Source organism: Amycolatopsis sp. cg13 (assembly GCF_041346965.1).
Classification (GTDB): Bacteria; Actinomycetota; Actinomycetes; order Mycobacteriales; family Pseudonocardiaceae; genus Amycolatopsis.
This window is the reverse complement of sequence record NZ_CP166848.1, coordinates 5,738,567-5,758,832: the sequence shown is the minus strand read 5'-3', so window position 1 is coordinate 5,758,832 and position 20,266 is coordinate 5,738,567. Positions and strand designations below refer to the sequence as shown.

Below are 20,266 nucleotides of genomic sequence, written 5' to 3'. Positions count from 1 at the left end.
GGGGGCGGCGAGTTTCACGTGAAACGCCACGCTTGTAATTCGCTCCGCGCGTCAACCGTGCCGACGATCAGCGGAGTCGAAGCGCCCAAGCCGGAGTGGGGGACACCGGCGAAACGACGTCCCGGCGGCCAACCGGATGCGGACGAGAACTTCGCCTTCGTCGCCGGAGACATCGAGGCGGCGGCGACGCAGCCATGCGACTGGCGAAGGTTGGCTGTCGAACCGGCACCCCTCGTCCTCCGGCGGCGGGGAGGACTCTCCTCGGCGAGGGCACCGCGCCGGTGCGCTTCGAGGGATCGATCGCGGTAGCCGAGGAACTCGGCATGACTCGCCTCCGGTACCGGAGCAAGAAGCGGGCACAAAAGAAGCGGCCCACCGGATCACTCCGGTGGGCCGCTTCGGCTCAGTGCTCTGTGTCCGAGAGGCTCAGTCCTCGGGGAAGATCACCACGCGCCGCTTGGGGTCCTCGCCCTCGCTCTCGCTCGTGACGCCCTTGACCGTCGCGACCGCGTCGTGGACGACCTTGCGTTCGAACGGGCTCATCGGCTGCAGGCGCACCCGCTCGCCGCTCGACAGCACCGACTCGGCGGTGGACCGGCCGAGCTCGCGGAGCTCCTCGCGGCGGTCCGCGCGCCAGCCGGCGATGTCCAGCATCAGCCGGCTGCGCGAGCCGGTCTCCTGCTGGACCGCGAGGCGGGTCAGCTCCTGCAGCGCTTCGAGCACCGTGCCGCGGGGGCCGACCAGCTTCTCCAAGTCATCGCCGCCGTCGATGCTGACGATCGCGCGGCCGGCTTCGACGTCCAGATCGATGTCGCCGTCGTAGTCGAGCAAGTCCAGCAGACGCTCGAGGTAGTCGCCGGCGATGTCGCCCTCTTGCACGAGAGCGTCGTCACCGCCCGCCTTCGGCTCGGCCGCGGCGCTCGTCTCTTCCTGATCGGCGTCGATCGTGTCGACCGTCTCCGACATCTTCAGTCTCCTCTCCGAACCCGAAGCGTCAGCGACGCTTCCGGCCCGACTTCCTGTTCGAGTCCTTGAGGAGCCCGGGCACTCCGGTGCCGTTCTCCTTCGATCCGTTCTGGTTCGACGTCTGCTCCGGCGCGCTCTCCGCCGGTTCGGCTGCCTTCGTCTCGGACGACGCGGCACTGCCGGACTTCGCGTTGCCGGACTTGCCGCCGGTGGCGGTCTGCGCGAAACCGTGCGCCGAACCCGCCTTGGTCACCTTGCCCTGCTGACCCTGCTGCTGGTTCTTCTTCTGCTGCACCGGCTTCTGCCCGACCTTCGGCGCGGTCGGCTTCTGGCCCGGCTTCGGGCCGAGCGACGCGCGCTTCTCGGCCGCCTCCGCCTTGCGGGCCGCCTCTTCCTTGTCGATCTTCGTGTAGACGAGGCGCTGCTGCATGAGCGTCCAGCCGTTGTTCGCCAGCCAGTAGAAGAGAAGGCCGAGCGGGAAGAACGCACCGAACACGAGCACGCCGAGCGGGAAGACGTACATGGTGAGCTTGTTCATGATCGCGGTCTGCGCGGTGCCCGCGGCCGACGCGTTCTGCCGGGAGACCGAGTGGCGCGCGGTGAGGTGCGTGGCGATCGAGGCGATGATCATCAGCGGCAGCGCGACCGGGAGGACCTCCCAGTGCCACCCGCCGTTCGCGACGTGGCCCGCGACGGCGCCGACGCCGTTGTTGACCGCCTCGCCCATGTTGACGCCGAAGAGCTTCGCGCTCGTGTACGACAACACGTCCTGGGCGTTGAAGAAGTAGTTCTCGGTCTTCGCGCCGCCGCCCGCGGGCGGCATGGTGAACGCACGCAGCACGTGGTTCAGGCCGATGAAGACCGGGATCTGAAGGATCATCGGAAGGCAGCTGCCGAGCGGGTTGACGCCGTGCTCGCGCTGGAGCTTCTGCATCTCCTGCGCCTGGCGCTGCCGGTCGTTCGCGTACTTCTTCTGGATCTTCTTCATTTCCGGCGCGAAGTCTTGCATCTTCTTCATCGACCGGACCTGGTTCACGAACGGCTTGAACATGATGCCGCGGACGGTGAACGTCAGGAAGATGATGCCGAGGATCCACGAGATCGCGGTCGCTTCCCCGAAGACGAACCCGAAGACCTTGTGCCAACACCACAAGATGAAGGACACGGGGTAGTAGATGAAATCGAGCACTGAGCTACTCCTCGATCGGTGTTTCAGGCGTGCGGTGTCGCCACGAGAACTTCTCGGGCACCGGGTCGCGGCCGGGCGGGGTCCACGGGCCGCAGCGAAGCAGCCGGCGCAGCGCGAGGTAGGAGCCCTTGGCCGCGCCGTGGCGGGTCAGGGCTTCGACTGCGTACGCGCTGCAGCTCGGGTAGAACCGGCAGGCCGGGGGAAGAAAGGGCGAGATCGCCTTGCGGTAGAACCGCACGGGAAGGAGCAGCACCCACGCGACCGGTCCCGGCCGGGGCGGCTTTCCTTCCTCGGGTGCTTCGGTGGTGCTGTGCTCGGAGGTGGCGTCCATGGCCGTTTACACCGCTGATCCGTGGTCGGGTGCCGCGCCCTGTTGACGCGGCTGCCGGGGAGCATCGGCCCCGGCCGGGCGGCCGGACGGCGCGAGGCCGAGCCGGCGCAGCGCGGCGTCGAGGTCGGAGCCCAGCTCCGCGCTCGACGCGGACGCCGCCGGAGGCAATGCCCGTACCACCAACGAAGTGCCCGCGGGCAGTGTTCCGAGACGCGCGGAAACAAGGTGGCGCAACCGGCGGGTCACCCGGTGGCGCACCACCGAGTTGCCGACGGCCTTGCTCACCACAAAACCCGCCCTGGCCGCGAACGAGGCGGCCACGGACGGGTCCGTGGTCAACGCATGAACGACGAGGCGGCGCCTGCCGGCTCGGGACCCCCGGCGGAGGACGACCCGGAAGTCCTCGCTCCGCCGCAGACGTGCGCCAGCGGGCAGCACGACGCGGTTGCGCGGAGCCGGATCAGGCGGACAGCTCGGCGCGGCCCTTGCGACGGCGCGCCGCGAGGATGCCGCGACCCGCGCGGGTCCGCATGCGCAGGCGGAAACCGTGGGTCTTCGCGCGACGACGGTTGTTCGGCTGGAAGGTGCGCTTGCCCTTGCTCACTGCTTCTCCTGTGTCTCGGCCGTCGGGCGACGGCGGATTCCCCGGCGCCCGGCGTGTCGTGCGGGTCGCACGGAAGTTCGTGCTGTCTCCTACCACCGGGTGGTCTCGTCACGACGAGCGACGACATACGTAGGCACGCGAAACGCACCCGTCGCATACGGGAGACCTTACGAGGGTACGCACCCCGGTCGTGAACGCCGCAGGCGCCCCTCCGCCACCCTCGGCGACCGGCCCGCGAGACTGCCTCCCGGCACGGCGCGGCACCGAATGGCAACACGCCGTACACCGTGAAATGCTTGCCCAGCACCACGCCTTGTGGCATCGGGCAGGGCTTGTTAGCGTGCCTCTCTCGGCCTCCGGGCAGGACTGATGCCGCTTCGCCGGCGCCGGGGGGTGTGGAGGCGCCCGGGGAGTACGCCGAGCCCGCAGGTGGCGTGGCTGCGGACGGCCGTACATTAGTGCACAGCTGTGGACAACTTTGTGGATATCGCTGTGCCGTCGCGCGGGTGAGTCCGGACCGCGTGCTTCGAGGCGAGCTTCCAGGACGTGCTCGGGGTGGGTCCGAGGCGTGCGCGCCGACGAGGGGAGGGGAGTCAGACCGGTGTCGGAGCACCAGCACAATCTGGGCGTCATCTGGGAGCAGGTGGTGCGGGAGCTGTCCGACGGCACCCTCTCCCCGCAGCAACGAGCCTGGATGCGGGTGACCCGCCCGATCGGTCTCCTCGACGGCACCGCGCTGCTGGCCGCGCCGAGCGATTTCGCGAAGGAAGCCATCGAACGCGCGCTGCGCACCTCGATCACCGAAGCGCTGTCCCGTCGGCTCGGCCGTCCCGTGTCGCTCGCGGTGAAGGTCGACAGCACTGAACCGGTCGCGCCGGTACCCCGTTATGCGGCGTCACCCGCCCGGGTGGAAAACGATGTCCCGCATCCGGAGCCGCTGCCGGTGCAGCAGCCCGCGAGCCCGCACACGGAGAACGGCCAGGCCGACCACGTGCGCCCGGAGCGTCCGAAGCCGAAACCGCCGCCGCGCCGGCCGCAAGTCGAAGCGGCCGGTCTTCCGCCGGCGCGGGTCGACCCGCCGCCGCCCCCGCCTCAGCAGCAGCCGTTGCATCCGGCCCACCCCGGCCTGGACGACATCGAGGACCCGGACGAGGAAGTCGACGAAGAAGGCGAAGCGCTGGCGACCGCCAACGAGATCTGGCCCCGGTTCGCCGGGCAGCCGATCGCGGGCCAGCCCTACACCGCGCCCGCGCAGCCGCAGACGTCGAAGACGAAGCTGAACGAGAAGTACAACTTCGACACCTTCGTCATCGGAGCGTCCAACCGCTTCGCGCACGCCGCCGCGGTCGCCGTGGCCGAGGCACCGGCCCGCGCGTACAACCCGTTGTTCATCTGGGGCGAGTCCGGGCTCGGCAAGACGCACCTGCTGCACGCGGTCGGGCACTACGCGCAGCGACTGTTCCCCGGCATGCGCGTGCGGTACGTCTCCACCGAAGAGTTCACGAACGACTTCATCAACTCGCTGCGAGACGACCGCAAGGTCGCCTTCCAGCGGCGTTACCGCGACGTCGACATCCTGCTGGTGGACGACATCCAGTTCCTGGAGGGCAAGGAAGGCACCCAGGAGGAGTTCTTCCACACCTTCAACACCCTGCACAACCAGAACAAGCAGATCGTGGTCAGCTCCGACCGGCCGCCCAAGCGGCTGGAAACCCTGGAGGACCGGCTGCGGACGCGGTTCGAATGGGGCTTGATCACCGACATCCAGCCGCCTGAGCTGGAAACCCGGATCGCGATCCTCCGCAAGAAGGCAGCGCAGGACCGGCTCGCGGTGCCCGGCGACGTGCTGGAGTTCATCGCGTCGCGGGTCGAGGCGAACATCCGCGAACTGGAGGGCGCGCTGATCCGCGTCACCGCGTTCGCGTCGCTGAACCAGCAGCCGGTGGAAGCCGGGCTCGCCGAGATCGTGCTGCGCGATCTGATCCCGGATTCGCACACGCCGGAGATCACCGCGCCGACCATCATGGGCGTCACCGCCGAGTTCTTCGACGTGACGCTCGACGAGCTGTGCGGGCCTGGCAAGACGAAGGCGCTCGCCACCGCCCGCCAGATCGCGATGTACCTCTGCCGCGAGCTGACCGAGATGTCGCTGCCGAAGATCGGGCAGACGTTCGGCGGCCGCGACCACACGACCGTCATGCACGCGGACAAGAAGATCCGCAAGGAGATGGCCGAGCGCAGGCGGATTTACGACCAGGTGCAAGAGCTGACGTCGCGGATCAAGCAGCGCGCGCGTCAGTAGCCGACTGCCGCGTTTGGACACTCGCTTGTAGACAGTCCGGTTTCGACAACGAAGGCCGCCACGGACCCCCGTGGCGGCCTTTTTGTTGCCCTCACTGGCTTCTCGCCCGTACGCAGCTGAAGCGTGCGTACAGAACGGCGTAGGAGCGAAGCACGCGTACGCATCCACAGACGTCCACAGCCTGTGTACAGAGAATTTCTCAAACTTATTGATACACAAGGGGTTTTCCCCAGGGTGTGGGCAGTTTGCCCACAGTGCCAACAGATCCCGGAGCTGCGCCGACCCGGATTTGATCCACATCCCGCTCACACCGAATCCACAGGTTGTCCCCAGGGTTGTCCACGCTGATTCCCCAGGTTGCCCACAGGTCATCCACAGCTGTGGTTCGTCACTCACCAGGGCGATCCCGGGCGCTCAGACCACCCCCAGAGCCTGGGTACAACTCGGCCTCAACCTGGGGACAACCCTGGGGACAACTAGGTCCGACTGTGGATGAATCGGGGACCGCTCGAAACCATCCACGGATCGCCCGAACCATCCACCGATCCGCCACCAGGGCTGCCCACAGGCCGCCGCACGCCACGACCAGCGCGAACGAGCCCTGTCCACACAATCCACAGCCCCTATTACTGCTACTGGTTTTTCATCTCTTCTAAGAAAGAACAGAACAAAAACAGGCGGAGGACGAAACTGGGGACAAGCCGAGATTCGTGTCGTCTTGTCGACAAACTCAAGGGGAGGCCGAGGTGACGGCACCCCCGGCGACGGCCTAACGTGGATGTCTGCAGCTGGTCCGTTCCCGCGCGGGGCGGACCGGACCGAGCGGGGACCCGGTCGCGCGCGGTACTCACGACTGGTGCCCGGCGACCCCTTCACGAGCCGAGGGGCTCGGCTGTCGAAAGGAAGCGCGCATGAAGATCCGCGTCGAGCGCGACGGGCTCGCCGACGCCGTCGCGTGGGTGGCCAGAAGCCTCCCCTCCCGGCCTCCGGTGCCGGTGCTGGGCGGTGTTCTCCTCGACGCGGGCGCGGACGGAGAGTCCGACGCGCTCACGGTCTCCGGCTTCGACTACGAGGTCTCGGCCACGGTCGGCGTGCCCGCGACCATCGCCGACGGCGGACGGCTGCTCGTCTCCGGCCGCCTGCTGGCCGACATCACCAAGGCGCTGCCCGCGCAGCCGGTGGAGATCTCCGTCGACGGCGCCCGCGCCACCATCACGTGCGGCAGCGCCCGGTTCAGCCTCCCGACCATGCCGGTCGAGGACTACCCGCAGCTGCCGTCCCAGCCCGCCCACGCGGGCGAGCTCACCGGCGACGTCTTCGGCCAGGCGGTCACCCAGGTCGCCACCGCGGCCGGCAAGGACGACACGCTCCCCATGCTCACCGGCATGCGGCTGGAGATCTCCGGCGAGACGCTCACCCTCGTCGCCACCGACCGGTTCCGGCTCGCGATGCGCGAGTTCACCTGGAAGCCGGCCGAGGGCCTGTCCGACGCCGCGGTGCTCGTCCCGGCGCGCACGCTCGCCGAGGCCGCCAAGACGCTCGGCGGCGCGGGCACCACGGTGCAGCTCGCGCTCGCTTCCGGCGACGGCCTGCTCGGTCTTTCCGGCGCGGGTCGCTACACGACCACCCGGCTGCTCGACGCCGAGTTCCCGCCGTACCGCCAGCTGCTGCCCGCGAACCACACCTCGCGCGCGGTCATCGAGGTCAGCGCGCTCACCGAGTCGATCAAGCGTGTTTCGCTGGTCGCCGAGCGCGGCACCCAGGTGCGGCTCGAGTTCGGCGACGGCTCCCTGCGGCTGTCCGCCGGCGGCGACGACGAGGGCAGCGCCGAAGAGGAACTGCAGGTCGACTACGAGGGCGAGCCGGTCACCATCGCGTTCAACCCCGGCTACCTCGTCGACGGGCTCGGCGCGCTGCACAGCGACCGGGCCGAGCTGACCTTCACCACGCCCAACCGGCCGGCGCTGATCAAGCCCGCCGACGCCGAGGGCAACGTCGTCCCCGGATATCTCTACCTGCTCATGCCGGTCCGGCTGCCGGGCTGAGCGGGCGCGTCCAACCGAGGAAAACCGATCCAATCCAAAGGGGATCTCATGGTTCAGCTGGGTCTCGTCGGCCTGGGCAAGATGGGCTTCAACATGCGCGAGCGGCTGCGCGCCGCCGGGCACGAGGTGGTCGGCTACGACCGCAACCAGGACGTCAGCGACTCGACCTCGCTCGAAGACCTGGTGTCCAAGCTGTCCGGTCCCCGGATCGTGTGGATCATGGTCCCGGCCGGGGAGCCGACCCGGCAGACCGTCACCGAGCTCGGGCAGCTGCTGTCCGAGGGCGATCTGGTGATCGACGGCGGGAACTCGAAGTTCACCGACGACAAACTGAACGCTGATCTGCTCGCGTCGCACGGCGTCGGCTACCTCGACTGCGGCGTCTCCGGCGGCGTGTGGGGCAAGGACAACGGCTACGGCCTGATGGTCGGCGGCGCGGCGTCCGACGTCCAGCGCGCGATGCCGATCTTCGACGCGCTGCGTCCGGAAGGCCCGCGCGAGGAAGGCTTCTCGCACGCTGGCTCGGTCGGCGCCGGGCACTACGCGAAGATGATCCACAACGGCATCGAGTACGGCATCATGCAGGCCTACGCCGAGGGCTTCGAACTGCTCGAAGCCGCGAAGATCGTCGACGACGTGCCCGCCGTGATCAAGGGCTGGCAGCGCGGCACCGTGGTCCGCTCCTGGCTGCTCGACCTGCTCGTGCGCGCGCTGGACGAGGACCCGGAGCTGGACGACCTCGAAGGCTACGTCGAGGACTCCGGCGAAGGCCGCTGGACGCTGGAGGAAGCGGTCAACAACGCGGTTCCGGCCCCGGTGCTGTCGGCCGCGCTGTTCGCCCGGTTCTCCTCGCGGCAGAAGGACTCCGCCGCGATGCGCGCCGTCGCCGCGCTGCGCAGCCAGTTCGGCGGCCACGCGGTGAAGAAGGCCGGGAGCTAGCTCCCGCGGTCCCCGCCCGTGTATCTGCGACATCTCCAGGTCACCGACTTCCGGTCCTGGCCGCTGGCCGACCTCGCCCTCGAACCGGGGCCGGTCGTGCTCGTCGGCCAGAACGGCCGGGGGAAGACGAACCTGCTCGAAGCGATCGGCTACGTGGCGACCCTCGGTTCGCACCGGGTCGCCACGGACGCCCCGCTCGTCCGCCATGGCTGTGAACGCGCGCTTGTCCGGGTCGCGGTCGTCAACGAAGACCGCGAGCTGACAGTCGAACTCGAGATCACGCCCGGCCGCGCCAACCGTGCCCGTGTGAATCGCGGAGCGGTCGGCAAGCCGCGCGACGTGCTCGGCATTCTGCGTACGGTGCTGTTCTCTCCCGAGGACCTCTCACTCGTGCGCGGCGATCCGAGCGAACGCCGTCGGTTCATGGACGAACTGCTCGTGCTTCGCGCTCCTCGGTACGCAGGCGTGCGCGGGGACTACGAGAAGGTGCTTAAGCAGCGCAACGCGCTTCTTAAGACTGCGGGCAAACGCCGTACTGGTCGCGAAGACCCGTACGCACTGTCGACGCTCGACGTGTGGGACGACCATCTCTCGGTGGCTGGCGCACAGCTGCTGGCCGCACGGTTGAACCTCATCGCGGACCTCGCGCCGTACACGGCTGACGCTTATATGGGCGTCGCGCCCGACTCTCGCCCGGCGAAGATCGCGTACAAGTCTTCGCTCGGCGAAGCGCTTCCGCCGTCGTACGGCGTGCCCGGCGGAGAGCGTGCGGACGCAGAGGTACTGCGCGAGCTGTTGCTGAAGGCGCTGGCCGACTCGCGGCGGCAAGAACTGGAGCGAGGCATCAGTCTCGTCGGCCCGCATCGGGACGAACTGGAGCTGATCCTCGGCGAACTCCCGGCGAAGGGGTACGCGAGCCACGGCGAGTCGTGGTCGTTCGCGCTCGCTTTGCGGCTCGGAAGTTACGAGCTTCTGCGTGCCGAAGCGGGCGAACCGGTGTTGTTGCTGGACGATGTGTTTGCCGAACTCGACCGCAAGCGCCGGGCCCGGCTGGCCGAGGTCTCCGCGGGCGCCGAGCAGGTGCTCATCACCGCGGCGGTGGCCGAGGACGTGCCCGCCGAGCTCGCCGGTGCGAGGTTCACGGTGGCCGACGGGGAGGTGAACCGTGCCTGAACAGCCACAACGACCACGCGGGGTGACCGGGGTCACGCGAGTTGCCCACCGATCTGGGGACAAACCTGTGGACAGTGTGGATAAACCCGGAGCCGCGTTATCGCCGCGCGTGACGAACCGGCCGGATGGCCGTCTTGACACCTCGAAAGCGGACGACGCCCCCCGGAATCCCGCGTGTGGCGCGACTGAGCGTGACAGTTCCACTGGGCCGAACGAGACGCCCGCTGGGGATGCTCCGAGCGGGCGCGACCTCGCGCACGCCGCGCTCGAAGCGGCGAAGGCGAAAGCCCGCGAGCGCGGCGCCCCGCCGAACCTCCGCCGCGGCCGGATCACCGGAGGCGGCGGGCAGAACCGGGCGCGCCGGCGCTGGTCCGGTCCCGGCGCGGATCCGCGCGACCCGCAGCCGCTCGGCCGGCTCGTGTCGAGGCTGATCTCCGACAGCGGCTGGCAGGGCACCATGACCAACGCGCGCGTGTTCGGGCAATGGGCCCGGCTCGTGGGCGAGGACGTCGCCGAACACGCCCAGCCGATCGCGCTCAAAGACGGCGAGCTGACCGTCCGGGCGAGTTCCACCGCGTGGGCGACACAGTTGCGGTTGCTGCAGGGCAAGTTGCTGGCGAAGATCGCCGCGGGCGTCGGCAACGGCGTCGTGAAGCGGATGCGGATCCAGGGTCCGACCGCTCCGAGCTGGCGGAAAGGACCCCGGCACGTGCCTGGTCGCGGACCGCGTGACACGTACGGCTGACGGGGGTTGCGGTCGGGCGGGTCATTGCCCCGAGAACCGGGTCGCGCCGGTTCGGATACGACCTGACTCGCCTGAGGGTGATTTCGTGCCTCTGCGACAGACTGAGAGGTGTCCTTGCCGCATGTGAGCGCGCGCGGCCAAGTACACTGTTGTAGTAGCGGGCGTCCGCTCGGGCGAGACGAGGAGAAACAACGCCGGTGACCGAGAACAAGAGCGAGTACAACGCGTCGTCCATCACCGTGCTCGAAGGCCTCGAAGCAGTTCGCAAGCGCCCCGGCATGTACATCGGTTCCACCGGTGAGCGCGGTCTCCACCACCTGGTCCAGGAGGTGGTGGACAACTCCGTGGACGAGGCGATGGCGGGGTACGCCACCAAGGTCGAGGTTACCCTGCTCGCCGACGGCGGGGTGCGGGTAGTCGACGACGGCCGCGGCATCCCGGTCGACATCCACCCCAAGGAGCAGAAGCCGACGCTCGAGGTCGTGCTCACCATCCTGCACGCGGGCGGCAAGTTCGACAGCGACTCCTACGCGGTGTCCGGCGGTCTGCACGGCGTCGGCGTCTCCGTGGTGAACGCGCTGTCCACGAAGCTGCTCGCGGAGATCAAGGTCGGCGGCCGCAGCTGGCGCCAGGAGTACACGAACCAGGTGCCCGGCCCGCTCGAGGACCTCGGCCCGGCCACCGACACCGGCACCACCATCACGTTCTGGGCCGACGGCGACATCTTCGAGACCACCACCTACAACTTCGAGACCATCTCGCGCCGGCTGCAGGAGATGGCGTTCCTCAACAAGGGCCTCACCCTGTCGCTGCGCGACGAGCGCGTCGCCGACGAGGAGACCGAAGAGGACGCCGAGGGCAAGCAGGCCAGGGTCAAGGAAAAGGTCTACTGCTACCCGGGCGGGCTCGAGGACTTCGTCAAGCACATCAACGGCCCCAAGGACCCGATCCACGAGAGCGTCATCTCCTTCGACGCCAAGGGCGCCGGCCTCGAGGTCGAGGTCGCGATGCAGTGGAACACCGGGTTCACGCCGTCGGTGTACACCTTCGCCAACACGATCAACACGCACGAGGGCGGCACGCACGAAGAGGGCTTCCGCGCCGCGCTCACCCGCGTGGTCAACGCGTACGCGCGCGAGAAGAAGCTGCTCAAGGAGAAGGACGCGAACCTGACCGGCGACGACGTGCGCGAGGGGCTCGCCGCGATCGTGTCGATCAAGCTGTCCGAACCGCAGTTCGAGGGCCAGACGAAGACCAAGCTGGGCAACAGCGAGGCCAAGACGTTCGTGCAGCAGCAGTCGAACGAATGGCTCGGCGACTGGTTCGAGCGCAACCCGAGCGAAGCCAAGACGATCATCAACAAGTCGATCTCGTCGGCGCAGGCCCGGCTCGCCGCCCGCAAGGCGCGCGACCTGGTGCGGCGCAAGGGCGCGCTGGAGATCGGCGGTCTTCCCGGCAAGCTCAAGGACTGCCGTTCGAACGACCCCGGCGAGTGCGAGCTCTACATCGTGGAGGGCGACTCGGCCGGCGGTTCGGCCAAGGAAGGCCGCGACTCGATGTACCAGGCGATCCTGCCGATCCGCGGCAAGATCATCAACGTCGAGAAGGCCCGCATCGACCGCGTCCTCAAGAACACCGAGGTCCAGTCGCTGATCACCGCGCTCGGCACCGGCATCCACGACGACTTCGACATCTCGAAGCTGCGCTATCACAAGATCGTGCTGATGGCCGACGCCGACGTCGACGGCCAGCACATCACCACGCTGCTGCTCACCCTGCTGTTCCGCTTCATGACGCCGCTGATCGAGCACGGCCACGTGTTCCTGTCGCGGCCGCCGCTGTACAAGATCAAGTGGCCGCGGTCGGAGCCGGAGTACGCGTACTCGGAGAAGGAAAAGGACGTCGTCATCCAGGCCGGCGTCGAGGCGGGCCGTCGTCTTCCCAAGGACGACGCGATCCAGCGGTACAAGGGTCTCGGCGAGATGAACGCCGAGGAGCTGTGGGAGACCACGATGGACCCGGCGAACCGGCTGCTCGGGCAGGTCACGCTCGATGACGCGGCACAGGCGGACGAGCTGTTCTCCGTGCTCATGGGCGAGGACGTCGAGGCGCGCCGCTCGTTCATCACGCGCAACGCCAAGGACGTGCGCTTCCTGGACGTGTAGGCGTCCCCTGCTAACTCGCTTCCCCAGGACTGCTCACTGAGAAGGACCTCATGACGGAAACCTTGCCGCCGGAACACGACCGGGTCGAACCGGTCGACATCCAGCAGGAGATGCAGCGCTCCTACATCGACTACGCGATGAGCGTCATCGTGTCGCGGGCGCTGCCGGACGTGCGGGACGGCCTCAAGCCGGTGGCGCGCCGGATCCTGTACTCGATGTTCGACTCCGGGTTCCGCCCGGACCGCGGGTACAACAAGTGCTCTCGCGTCGTCGGCGACGTCATGGGCAACTACCACCCGCACGGCGACTCGGCGATCTACGACGCGCTGGTCCGGCTCGCCCAGCCGTGGTCGCTGCGCTACCCGCTGATCGACGGGCAGGGCAACTTCGGCTCGGCGGGCAACGACCCGGCTGCCGCCATGCGGTACACCGAGTCCCGGCTCGCGCCGCTGGCCATGCAGATGCTGGCGGACATCGAAGAAGAGACCGTCGACTTCTCCGACAACTACGACGGCCGTACGCAGGAACCCGACGTGCTGCCGTCGCGGTTCCCGAACCTGCTGGTCAACGGCGGTTCCGGGATCGCGGTCGGGATGGCGACGAACATCCCGCCGCACAACCTGCGCGAGGTGTCCTCGGGCGTCGTCTGGGCGCTGGAGAACCCCGAGGCGACCGACGACGAGCTGCTGGCCGCCCTGCTGGTGCGGATCAAGGGCCCGGACTTCCCGACCAAGGCGATGATCCTCGGCACCTCCGGCATCGAGGACGCCTACCGCACCGGTCGCGGTTCGATCCGGATGCGCGCGGTCGTCGAGGTCGAAGAGGACGCGAAGGGCCGCACGATCCTGGTCGTGTCCGAGCTGCCGTACCAGGTCAACCCGGACAACCTGGTGGAGAACATCGCGCACCTGGTGCGCGACGGCAAGATCACCGGGATCTCGGACATCGCGGACGAGTCCAACAGCCGCTCCGGCATGCGGATCGTCGTCACGATCAAGCGCGACGCGGTGGCGAAGGTGGTGCTGAACAACCTGTTCAAGCACACCCAGCTGCAGCAGAACTTCGGCGTCAACATGCTGGCGCTGGTCGACGGCGTGCCGCGCACGCTGCGGCTCGACCAGATCATCCGGCACTACGTGAAGCACCAGGTCGACGTGATCGTGCGGCGCACCCGGTACCGGCTGCGCAAGGCCGAGGAGCGGGCCCACATCCTGCGCGGCCTGGTCAAGGCGCTCGACATGCTGGACGAGGTGATCGCCCTGATCCGGCGGTCGCCCTCGGCTGACGAGGCCCGGCCGGGCCTGATGTCGCTGCTCGAGATCGACGAGATCCAGGCGACCGCGATCCTGGACATGCAGCTGCGCCGGCTGGCCGCACTGGAGCGCCAGCGGATCATCGACACCCTGGCCGAGATCGAGCTGGAGATCGCCGACCTCAAGGACATCCTCGCGAAGCCCGAGCGGCAGCGGTCGATCATCCGCGACGAGCTGATGGAGATCGTCGACAAGTACGGCGACGACCGGCGCACGCAGATCATCCCGTTCGACGGCGACGTGTCGGTCGAGGATCTGATCGCGCAGGAAGACGTCGTCGTCACCATCACCCGCACGGGCTACGCCAAGCGGACGAAAACCGATCTGTACCGCTCGCAGAAGCGCGGCGGCAAGGGCGTGCAGGGCGCGACGCTGAAGCAGGACGACATCGTCCAGCACTTCTTCGTCTGCTCCACACACGACTGGATCCTGTTCTTCACGAACAAGGGCCGGGTCTACCGGGCGAAGGCCTACGACCTGCCCGAGGCCAACCGCAACGCGCGCGGTCAACACGTGGCGAACCTGCTCGCGTTCCAGCCGGACGAGCAGATCGCCCAGGTCATCGAGATTCCGAACTACGAGGTCGCGCCGTACCTGGTGCTCGCCACGCAGCGCGGCCTGGTGAAGAAGACGAAGCTCACCGACTTCGACTCCAACCGCGCGGGCGGCCTCATCGCGATCAACCTGCGCGAGGGCGACGAGCTGATGGGCGCGGTGCTGGCGGCGGCCGAGGACGACCTGCTCCTGGTGTCCGCGGGCGGCCAGTCGATCCGCTTCCACGCGACCGACGAGGCGCTGCGCCCGATGGGCCGGCCGACGTCGGGCGTGCTGGGCATGCGGTTCAACGAGGGTGACGAACTGCTCGGCATCAGCGTGGTCAAACCGGACAAGTTCCTGCTGGTCGCCACGGACGGCGCGTATGCGAAGCGGACGCCGATCGAGGACTATCCGGTACAGGGCCGCGGCGGCAAGGGCGTGCTCACCATTCAGCACGACAGCAAACGTGGCAGGCTGGTGGGGGCACTCATCGTCGACGAGGACGACGAGCTGTTCGCCATCACGTCCAGCGGCGGGGTCATCCGCACGCCGGCGCGGGACGTGCGCAAGGCGGGCAGGCAGACCAAGGGCGTTCGGCTGATGAACCTGGGTGACGGAACCACTCTTCTCGCGGTCGCACGCAACGCGGACGAGGGTTCGGACGTCGCCACTGGTGGCGAGGACTCCGCCGAGGACGGTTCCGAGGTTTCGGAAGTTATCGCTTCCGAGACGGTTTCGGAGGAAGCGGCCGAGGCTACGCCAGAGGAGCCCACAGCAGAAGACGGCACGGCGCCGGAGCAGTGATCGGCGCCCCACGCACGGGTAAGGACTGACTCAACGTGGCACCATCCGACAAGGCCGACGACGCGTCGGCCAACCCGCCCTGGCAGCGCACCGCCAAGGACGGCGGCGGCGACTCCGAGGCCATGGCCACGGCGCGGATCGCGACCGAGGACGTGCCCACCGCGGCTCCCGAACCGGCCGCGGCCGAGAACGACTACCCGGTGACCGGCTCGGCGGCGCCCCGGCTCTTCGGAGGCGAGGCACCGCCGCCGGCGGACGACGTGCCGCCCGCGGGCCGCACCCGGCCGACGCCGAGCGCGCTGCGCCGCCCCGGCCGGGGCCCGCGGCGGGCGAGCCTGCAGATCAAGCGGTTCGACCCGTGGTCGGTGCTGAAGCTGGCACTGGTGCTCGGCGTCGCGATGTTCTTCGTCTGGCTGGTCGCGGTCGGCGTGCTCTACACGGTGCTCGACGGCATGGGCGTGTGGGACAAGCTGAACGGCACGTACTCGTCCCTGGTCGGCGGCGAGGGCGCGAACGCGTCCCCGGAACCGCTGATCAGCGCCGGTCGCGTGTTCGGCATCGCGGCCATCCTCGGGGCGATCAACATCGTGCTGGTGTCCGCGCTGGCCACGGTGAGCGCGTTCATCTACAACGTGTCGGCGGACCTCGCGGGCGGGCTGGAAGTCACCTTGTCCGAGCGTGAGTAACCCGGTTGCACGGGCGGATGGGGGGTCCGGTAAAGTACTCCTCGTTCGACGGGCCCATAGCTCAGGCGGTTAGAGCGCTTCGCTGATAACGAAGAGGTCCCAGGTTCAAGTCCTGGTGGGCCCACATTTCTCAGAAGGCCGGTTCGCAGCTCCTGCGGACCGGCCTTTCTGGTATTTCGGATGACTGCCGGGTGGTGCGGTCGCCAGAATCAGCCGCATGCAGACTCCGAGGGAGATCCGTGCCGAGCTGAGCCTCGGCGCGGTCGCCGCACAGCGGGATGACCAAGCTGGCTTGGCCGAAACGTCGGCCTGGCTCGAGTCGGCGACGGCGCGCGAGATGCTGCGGATCGACTACTACTCCCGCCAGTTCCGCTTCGAGGCACCTGCGCTGGGCCGGGCGACGGACTGGGAGTTGAAGAACGCCGCGCCGGTCGTCGGGGCGCTGGCTTCGATGCACCCCGACGGGTATCTCCGGGAGCGGGCCGTTCGCGTGTTGTGCGCTTCGGACGGCGCGTTGAGCGACCGGGCGTTGGCGGTCCGCGTTACCGACCACGTCGAGGTGGTCCGCGAGCTGGCGGTGCGCGAGGTGTTGCGGCGTACGACGTTGGCGCAGGCAGAGCGGATTGTGCCGTTGCTGCAGCGGATTTCTCAGCGCTGGTGGGGTTCGGAAATCTTCCCGCGCTATCTGCGTGCGCTGCTCGTCGCGCATGACGAGGCGTCGGTGTGGGCGTGCCTGCGCGGTTCCGGAGACTTGGACGTGCGGCGGCTCGCGTTCCGGACCAGCTTCGAGTCCGGAGTGCTCGGCCTGCCGGACGCGGTGCGGTTGCTGCCCGGGGAACGGGACCAGATCGTCCGGCGGCAGTTGATCGGTGTCATCGCTGAATTGGCGACTCCGGACGTCATCGCCTCGCTGCTTCGCGACCGGTCCGCGGAGGGCCGGGTGCTGGGATTGGTGAAGCTGACCGCGGCGCAGCTCGACCCCGTTGAGGTGGAACGGCTTCTGGTCGACCGGTCGACGATGGTGCGGCTGTGGGCGCGGCTGCGCTGGCAGGAAATGGGACGGGACCCGGTCGCGGTTTATGCCGCGGTCGCGCGTTCTGCTGCGAGTCCGGTGGTACGGGCTCGCGCGTACGCCGGGCTCGCGGAAACTGGGACTGAGCTTGACCGTGCGGAGATCGTCGGTCTTGCGCAGAGTGCCGAGTTGCCGTTGCGGAAGGCTGGCTTGTCGTTGCTGCGCGGCAAGGCTGTCGCTTCGGACGTGCCGTGGTTGCTGCGCGAAATGACGAGCGAACACTCACGGGCGGCCCGGCTGGCGTCGGACGTGCTTAGCAGCAGTCCGGAGTTGTGGTCGTTCGCGGATCTGGTGGCATTCAAGGAATCCGCGGATCCGGAGTTGCGACGCCGGGGTTGGTGGCTGCACCGCGGTCTCGGCGGATGGGAGTCGGTGATCGCCGACCTGGAGTTCTTGGCGGCCGGTGCGGTTTTGGCCCGGGAGCTGGTGTTGCCGATGTACGTCCAGCCGAGTGCTGCGCAGCGGCAACGTATCGCGGCGTTGCTGGGGACGGGTTCCGTTGAACGGCAACAGGTTCTGGAAGTCGCCTTCGCCGCCGGGGTTTCGGTGTGAACATGACCGGCGAGGAGTTGGGCGAGGGTTGGGACAGCGTCGCGACGCTTGTCGACGGACGGTGGGTCGAGCGGCGGCCCAAGCGGGACGAGGTGCGCGCTTGGCTGCTTCGGGAGACCAGGGTGTTGCCGTGGCTGGCTCTGCAGCTGCCGTTCGCGGTGCCGATTCCTGTTGTGTGGCAAGAAGATCCGCTGGTCGTGCGACACGAATTGGTGCCAGGCGAACCAGGTGAACTGACCGCTGACGACGGTCGCGCGCTTGGCCGATTCCTCCGCGCCTTGCACAACGCAGACGTGTCCAAGGCGCGCGAACTTGGTGCGGTGCCGGAAGATCTGGCCCTCGATGCCGTCCCGCCGTTGCTCGGTCCGCTCGCTGATCGTGCGCGTGCTTTGCTGGCGGAGGTCGAGGATTATCCAGCAAACACCGTGGTGCACGGAGATCTCGGACCGGAGCATCTGCTCAAACAGGACGGCCGGTTGAGCGGGGTGATCGACTGGTCCGACGTGTCGATCGGCGACCCCGCGCGGGACCTGGCGTGGCTGCTGTTCTGGACGTCAGCGGAGTGTGTCGCGGCGTTCTCCGCGGAGTACGAGGTCACGCCCGAACTGCGTCGGCGCGCGTGGGCGTGGAATCAGCTGGGCCCGTGGTACGAGGTGACGTACGGACTGGAGAACGACCGGCCTGACCTGGTCGAATCGGGTCTCGCCGGCACCCGCGCGCGGCTCGCGGAGACGAGTCAGCCCTGCCGGGAAGAGAAGGACCGGCAGGGCTGAGTGATGCGTGGCCACGGGGGCCGTCGGGTTCAACGGACCGATCACTCCGGATATTCCCGGTGTTCCACGTGGAACGAGAGACGGAACCGCTGGACGGGACGCGCGGCGGGTCCGGTAGCATCGAGGGGTAGCGCAAGCACTCAGAAGGGGGCTTCAGGTGAAGAAGCTGTTGGCACTCGCGGTCGTCGCGGGCGGCGTCCTGTTCGTCGTCAAGCGGAACAAGGCCGCCAAGGCCGAGGCTGACCTGTGGCGCGAGGCCACCACGCCTGCCGCCCCGTCGGCGAACGGCAGTGCGCCGGCCAAGGCCGCGGACGCCTCGCGCAACTGACGTCATGCTTCGCGGACCTCGGTCCGCACCGGGCCTGTAGCTCAATTGGTAGAGCACCGCCTTTGCAAGGCGGGGGTCAGGGGTTCGATTCCCCTCAGGTCCACCCGCGATCCCCGTTCGGCCGACGCCGAGCGGGGATTCGTGCGTTCCAGGGGCGCTACGGAATCTGCTTCAACCGGTCGATGATCTTCAGGACGGCACCGCCGAATACCTGGTTTTGGCTGCCCGCCGGGACCGGCGACGCGCAGGTGGCAGGTCGCGTGGTTCGTGCGGAAGCAACTGCTCCACACGTAATGCCAGGGTCCCTTGCCGTGGTCCCCGGGATCGGCTCGCTCGGCTGTACCGGAGCTTGTTCCTCGACCCGCCCGGAAGCGGTGTCGTTGGTGAACTTGTGCTTTGCCCACGACCGTGCCAGTCAGAGCAACGAGGCCGCGGCTGCTGGCTTGACTTCAACCTCCCTTGAAGTTCCATCCTTCGAGAGGCATTACTGCTCTCGGAAGGACACCCATGACTGTCAACCACGTCGCGCGGCCCGACTTCGCGCGCCCGGACGTCGATGCTGTGCTCGTTGCCGAAACGACCGTCGAGGCGGCGGATGTGCTTGCGCGGCTGGAAAAAGATTCGTGGCCTGCCGGGTTGATTTCGTTCAACGCGTTGGCCAGTACCGATGGCGAGGCGTCGCTGGTCTACACCCAGTGGACGGAGGGAGGAGCCGACCCCGGGTTCGTGCGGCGGATTTCTGGAGGCGATCCCGTCGAATACCGGTTGTACCGCAGCGGAAATCGGGACGACTCGGTGGTTCCGGGATGCGTTGTCGTGGTGAGCGTCGAGTTCGCCGGTGCCGATGCGCAGCGGCAGAAGCGTTGGGTCGACACGGTGTTCGGAGCGTTGGCCAGCGAGGACAAGCCCGCACCGGGCGGGATATCCGGGCATTTCCATGTCAGCACCGACGGGACCAGGGTCCTCAACTATGCGGAGTGGACTGACGAACAGTCGCATCGCGACGCATTGGCGCGGTCCGGACAGGGGACGGTCGGAGCGTCTGACGAATGGCGGAAGGTACTGGAGTTTCCGGGAGTTCGCGGCAGCGGGTTTCGGCGTTATCAGGTGGTGCGCGGACTGTCCGCGAAGGCGCCAGCCTGATCCTGGTGACTCGCTCAGGCACTTTGCGGAGCGAAGGCGGCCGGGTCGGGAGCGGGAAGCGCGCCAAGCTGGATCCGGGCGCCGAGTTCGTCGCGGACGCCCCAGTGCTCGGCCAGCAAAGCGCCTTCGGTGCGGTAAATGTGCACCGTCGTCATCTGGTACGGCTTTCCCCCGGTGCCCGCGCCGTGCACCGCATCGACGGCGGTTCCGCTCGCAGTCGCGCGGACCACGACGCGCTCATCCGTGTCGAAGATGTCGTCGATGGCGTAGCGGATGTTCAGGACGTGGTGCACGAAGGTGAGGATTTGCCGGTAGCCGGCCGGGCCGGGCGGCAGCGGGAACGGCGACCCGTGGTCGACGAAGTCCGGGGTGACCAGGTCGTCCAGGACGGACAGCTCTCCGGTGTTGATCGCGTCGAACACGGCAAGGGCGGCGGTGCGTGCTGGGCTGGTCATGGCTATGCTCCTCTTCGAACTTGGCTGGAACCAAAATCCAGTGGAATGAGAATCTAGCGGAATGGGAGGGCTGTGGCAAGGCAGTACAGTGCCCCGCAGCGGGAGGAGAAAGCCCAGGCCACCCGCGCGCACATCGTTCGGACG

18 protein-coding genes and 2 tRNA genes are annotated in these 20,266 nt (G+C 68.2%); 14 read left to right on the top strand and 6 right to left on the bottom strand.

The genetic code is table 11. From position 1 onward, the window contains the following. Positions 1-426: 426 nt before the first annotated feature. From AB5I40_RS26765 to rpmH, 5 genes are read right to left on the bottom strand one after another with little or no spacing between them, the layout of a single operon-like run. On the bottom strand, positions 427-966 hold the full coding sequence (locus tag AB5I40_RS26765) for a R3H domain-containing nucleic acid-binding protein (protein ID WP_037809133.1): 540 nt from the start codon (positions 964-966) through the stop codon (positions 427-429). Between the two features lie 28 nt (positions 967-994). Then, positions 995-2,155 (bottom strand): membrane protein insertase YidC, encoded by a 1,161-nt coding sequence (gene yidC / locus AB5I40_RS26760; RefSeq protein ID WP_370932763.1) that lies wholly within the window; start codon positions 2,153-2,155, stop codon positions 995-997. Positions 2,156-2,159: 4 nt separating this feature from the next. Next, positions 2,160-2,486, bottom strand: coding sequence for a membrane protein insertion efficiency factor YidD (gene yidD / locus AB5I40_RS26755; RefSeq protein WP_116205228.1), 327 nt, complete (start codon positions 2,484-2,486; stop codon positions 2,160-2,162). 6 nt (positions 2,487-2,492) lie between these two features. Further along, positions 2,493-2,924 (bottom strand): ribonuclease P protein component, encoded by a 432-nt coding sequence (gene rnpA / locus AB5I40_RS26750; RefSeq protein ID WP_116205227.1) that lies wholly within the window; start codon positions 2,922-2,924, stop codon positions 2,493-2,495. Positions 2,925-2,946: 22 nt separating this feature from the next. Next, positions 2,947-3,090, bottom strand: coding sequence for a 50S ribosomal protein L34 (gene rpmH / locus AB5I40_RS26745; RefSeq protein WP_116205226.1), 144 nt, complete (start codon positions 3,088-3,090; stop codon positions 2,947-2,949). A gap of 601 nt (positions 3,091-3,691) precedes the next feature. Here rpmH and dnaA point away from each other — a divergent pair. The 14 genes from dnaA (at position 3,692) to AB5I40_RS26675 (ending at position 19,667) form a co-directional block, all read left to right on the top strand. After that, positions 3,692-5,392 (top strand): chromosomal replication initiator protein DnaA, encoded by a 1,701-nt coding sequence (gene dnaA, locus AB5I40_RS26740; protein WP_370932762.1) that lies wholly within the window; start codon positions 3,692-3,694, stop codon positions 5,390-5,392. 911 nt (positions 5,393-6,303) lie between these two features. After that, positions 6,304-7,437: a DNA polymerase III subunit beta gene (gene dnaN / locus AB5I40_RS26735; RefSeq protein WP_037809143.1), complete on the top strand. Its 1,134-nt coding sequence runs from the start codon at positions 6,304-6,306 to the stop codon at positions 7,435-7,437. 48 nt (positions 7,438-7,485) lie between these two features. Next, positions 7,486-8,376, top strand: coding sequence for a phosphogluconate dehydrogenase (NAD(+)-dependent, decarboxylating) (gene gnd / locus AB5I40_RS26730; RefSeq protein ID WP_370932761.1), 891 nt, complete (start codon positions 7,486-7,488; stop codon positions 8,374-8,376). A gap of 18 nt (positions 8,377-8,394) precedes the next feature. Beyond that, a complete protein-coding gene (gene recF, locus AB5I40_RS26725) occupies positions 8,395-9,549 on the top strand; it encodes a DNA replication/repair protein RecF (RefSeq protein ID WP_370932760.1) in 1,155 nt (384 codons plus the stop codon). A gap of 109 nt (positions 9,550-9,658) precedes the next feature. Further along, positions 9,659-10,294, top strand: coding sequence for a DciA family protein (locus tag AB5I40_RS26720; RefSeq protein ID WP_370940613.1), 636 nt, complete (start codon positions 9,659-9,661; stop codon positions 10,292-10,294). Between the two features lie 197 nt (positions 10,295-10,491). Then, positions 10,492-12,459, top strand: a complete 1,968-nt coding sequence (gyrB, locus tag AB5I40_RS26715; protein ID WP_370932759.1) for a DNA topoisomerase (ATP-hydrolyzing) subunit B — start codon at positions 10,492-10,494, stop codon at positions 12,457-12,459. A gap of 50 nt (positions 12,460-12,509) precedes the next feature. Next, positions 12,510-15,113 carry a DNA gyrase subunit A gene (gene gyrA / locus AB5I40_RS26710; protein WP_370932758.1) on the top strand — a complete coding sequence of 868 codons (2,604 nt, stop codon included), beginning with the start codon at positions 12,510-12,512 and terminating at the stop codon, positions 15,111-15,113. A gap of 35 nt (positions 15,114-15,148) precedes the next feature. Further along, entirely contained in the window at positions 15,149-15,799 is a 651-nt protein-coding gene (locus AB5I40_RS26705) for a DUF3566 domain-containing protein (RefSeq protein WP_344282393.1), read from the top strand. A gap of 50 nt (positions 15,800-15,849) precedes the next feature. Next, positions 15,850-15,923 (top strand) — tRNA-Ile (locus tag AB5I40_RS26700). A gap of 93 nt (positions 15,924-16,016) precedes the next feature. Next, positions 16,017-17,423 (top strand): hypothetical protein, encoded by a 1,407-nt coding sequence (locus AB5I40_RS26695; protein WP_370932757.1) that lies wholly within the window; start codon positions 16,017-16,019, stop codon positions 17,421-17,423. 2 nt (positions 17,424-17,425) lie between these two features. After that, positions 17,426-18,196, top strand: a complete 771-nt coding sequence (locus AB5I40_RS26690; protein WP_370932756.1) for a phosphotransferase — start codon at positions 17,426-17,428, stop codon at positions 18,194-18,196. Positions 18,197-18,353: 157 nt separating this feature from the next. Continuing rightward, positions 18,354-18,524, top strand: coding sequence for a DLW-39 family protein (locus AB5I40_RS26685; protein ID WP_020663676.1), 171 nt, complete (start codon positions 18,354-18,356; stop codon positions 18,522-18,524). A gap of 30 nt (positions 18,525-18,554) precedes the next feature. Further along, positions 18,555-18,627 (top strand) — tRNA-Ala (locus AB5I40_RS26680). Between the two features lie 404 nt (positions 18,628-19,031). Next, positions 19,032-19,667 (top strand): hypothetical protein, encoded by a 636-nt coding sequence (locus AB5I40_RS26675; protein ID WP_370932755.1) that lies wholly within the window; start codon positions 19,032-19,034, stop codon positions 19,665-19,667. A gap of 14 nt (positions 19,668-19,681) precedes the next feature. Here the strand turns inward: AB5I40_RS26675 and AB5I40_RS26670 are convergent, their stop codons facing one another. After that, on the bottom strand, positions 19,682-20,122 hold the full coding sequence (locus AB5I40_RS26670; RefSeq protein ID WP_370932754.1) for an ester cyclase: 441 nt from the start codon (positions 20,120-20,122) through the stop codon (positions 19,682-19,684). Positions 20,123-20,266 lie beyond the last annotated feature (144 nt).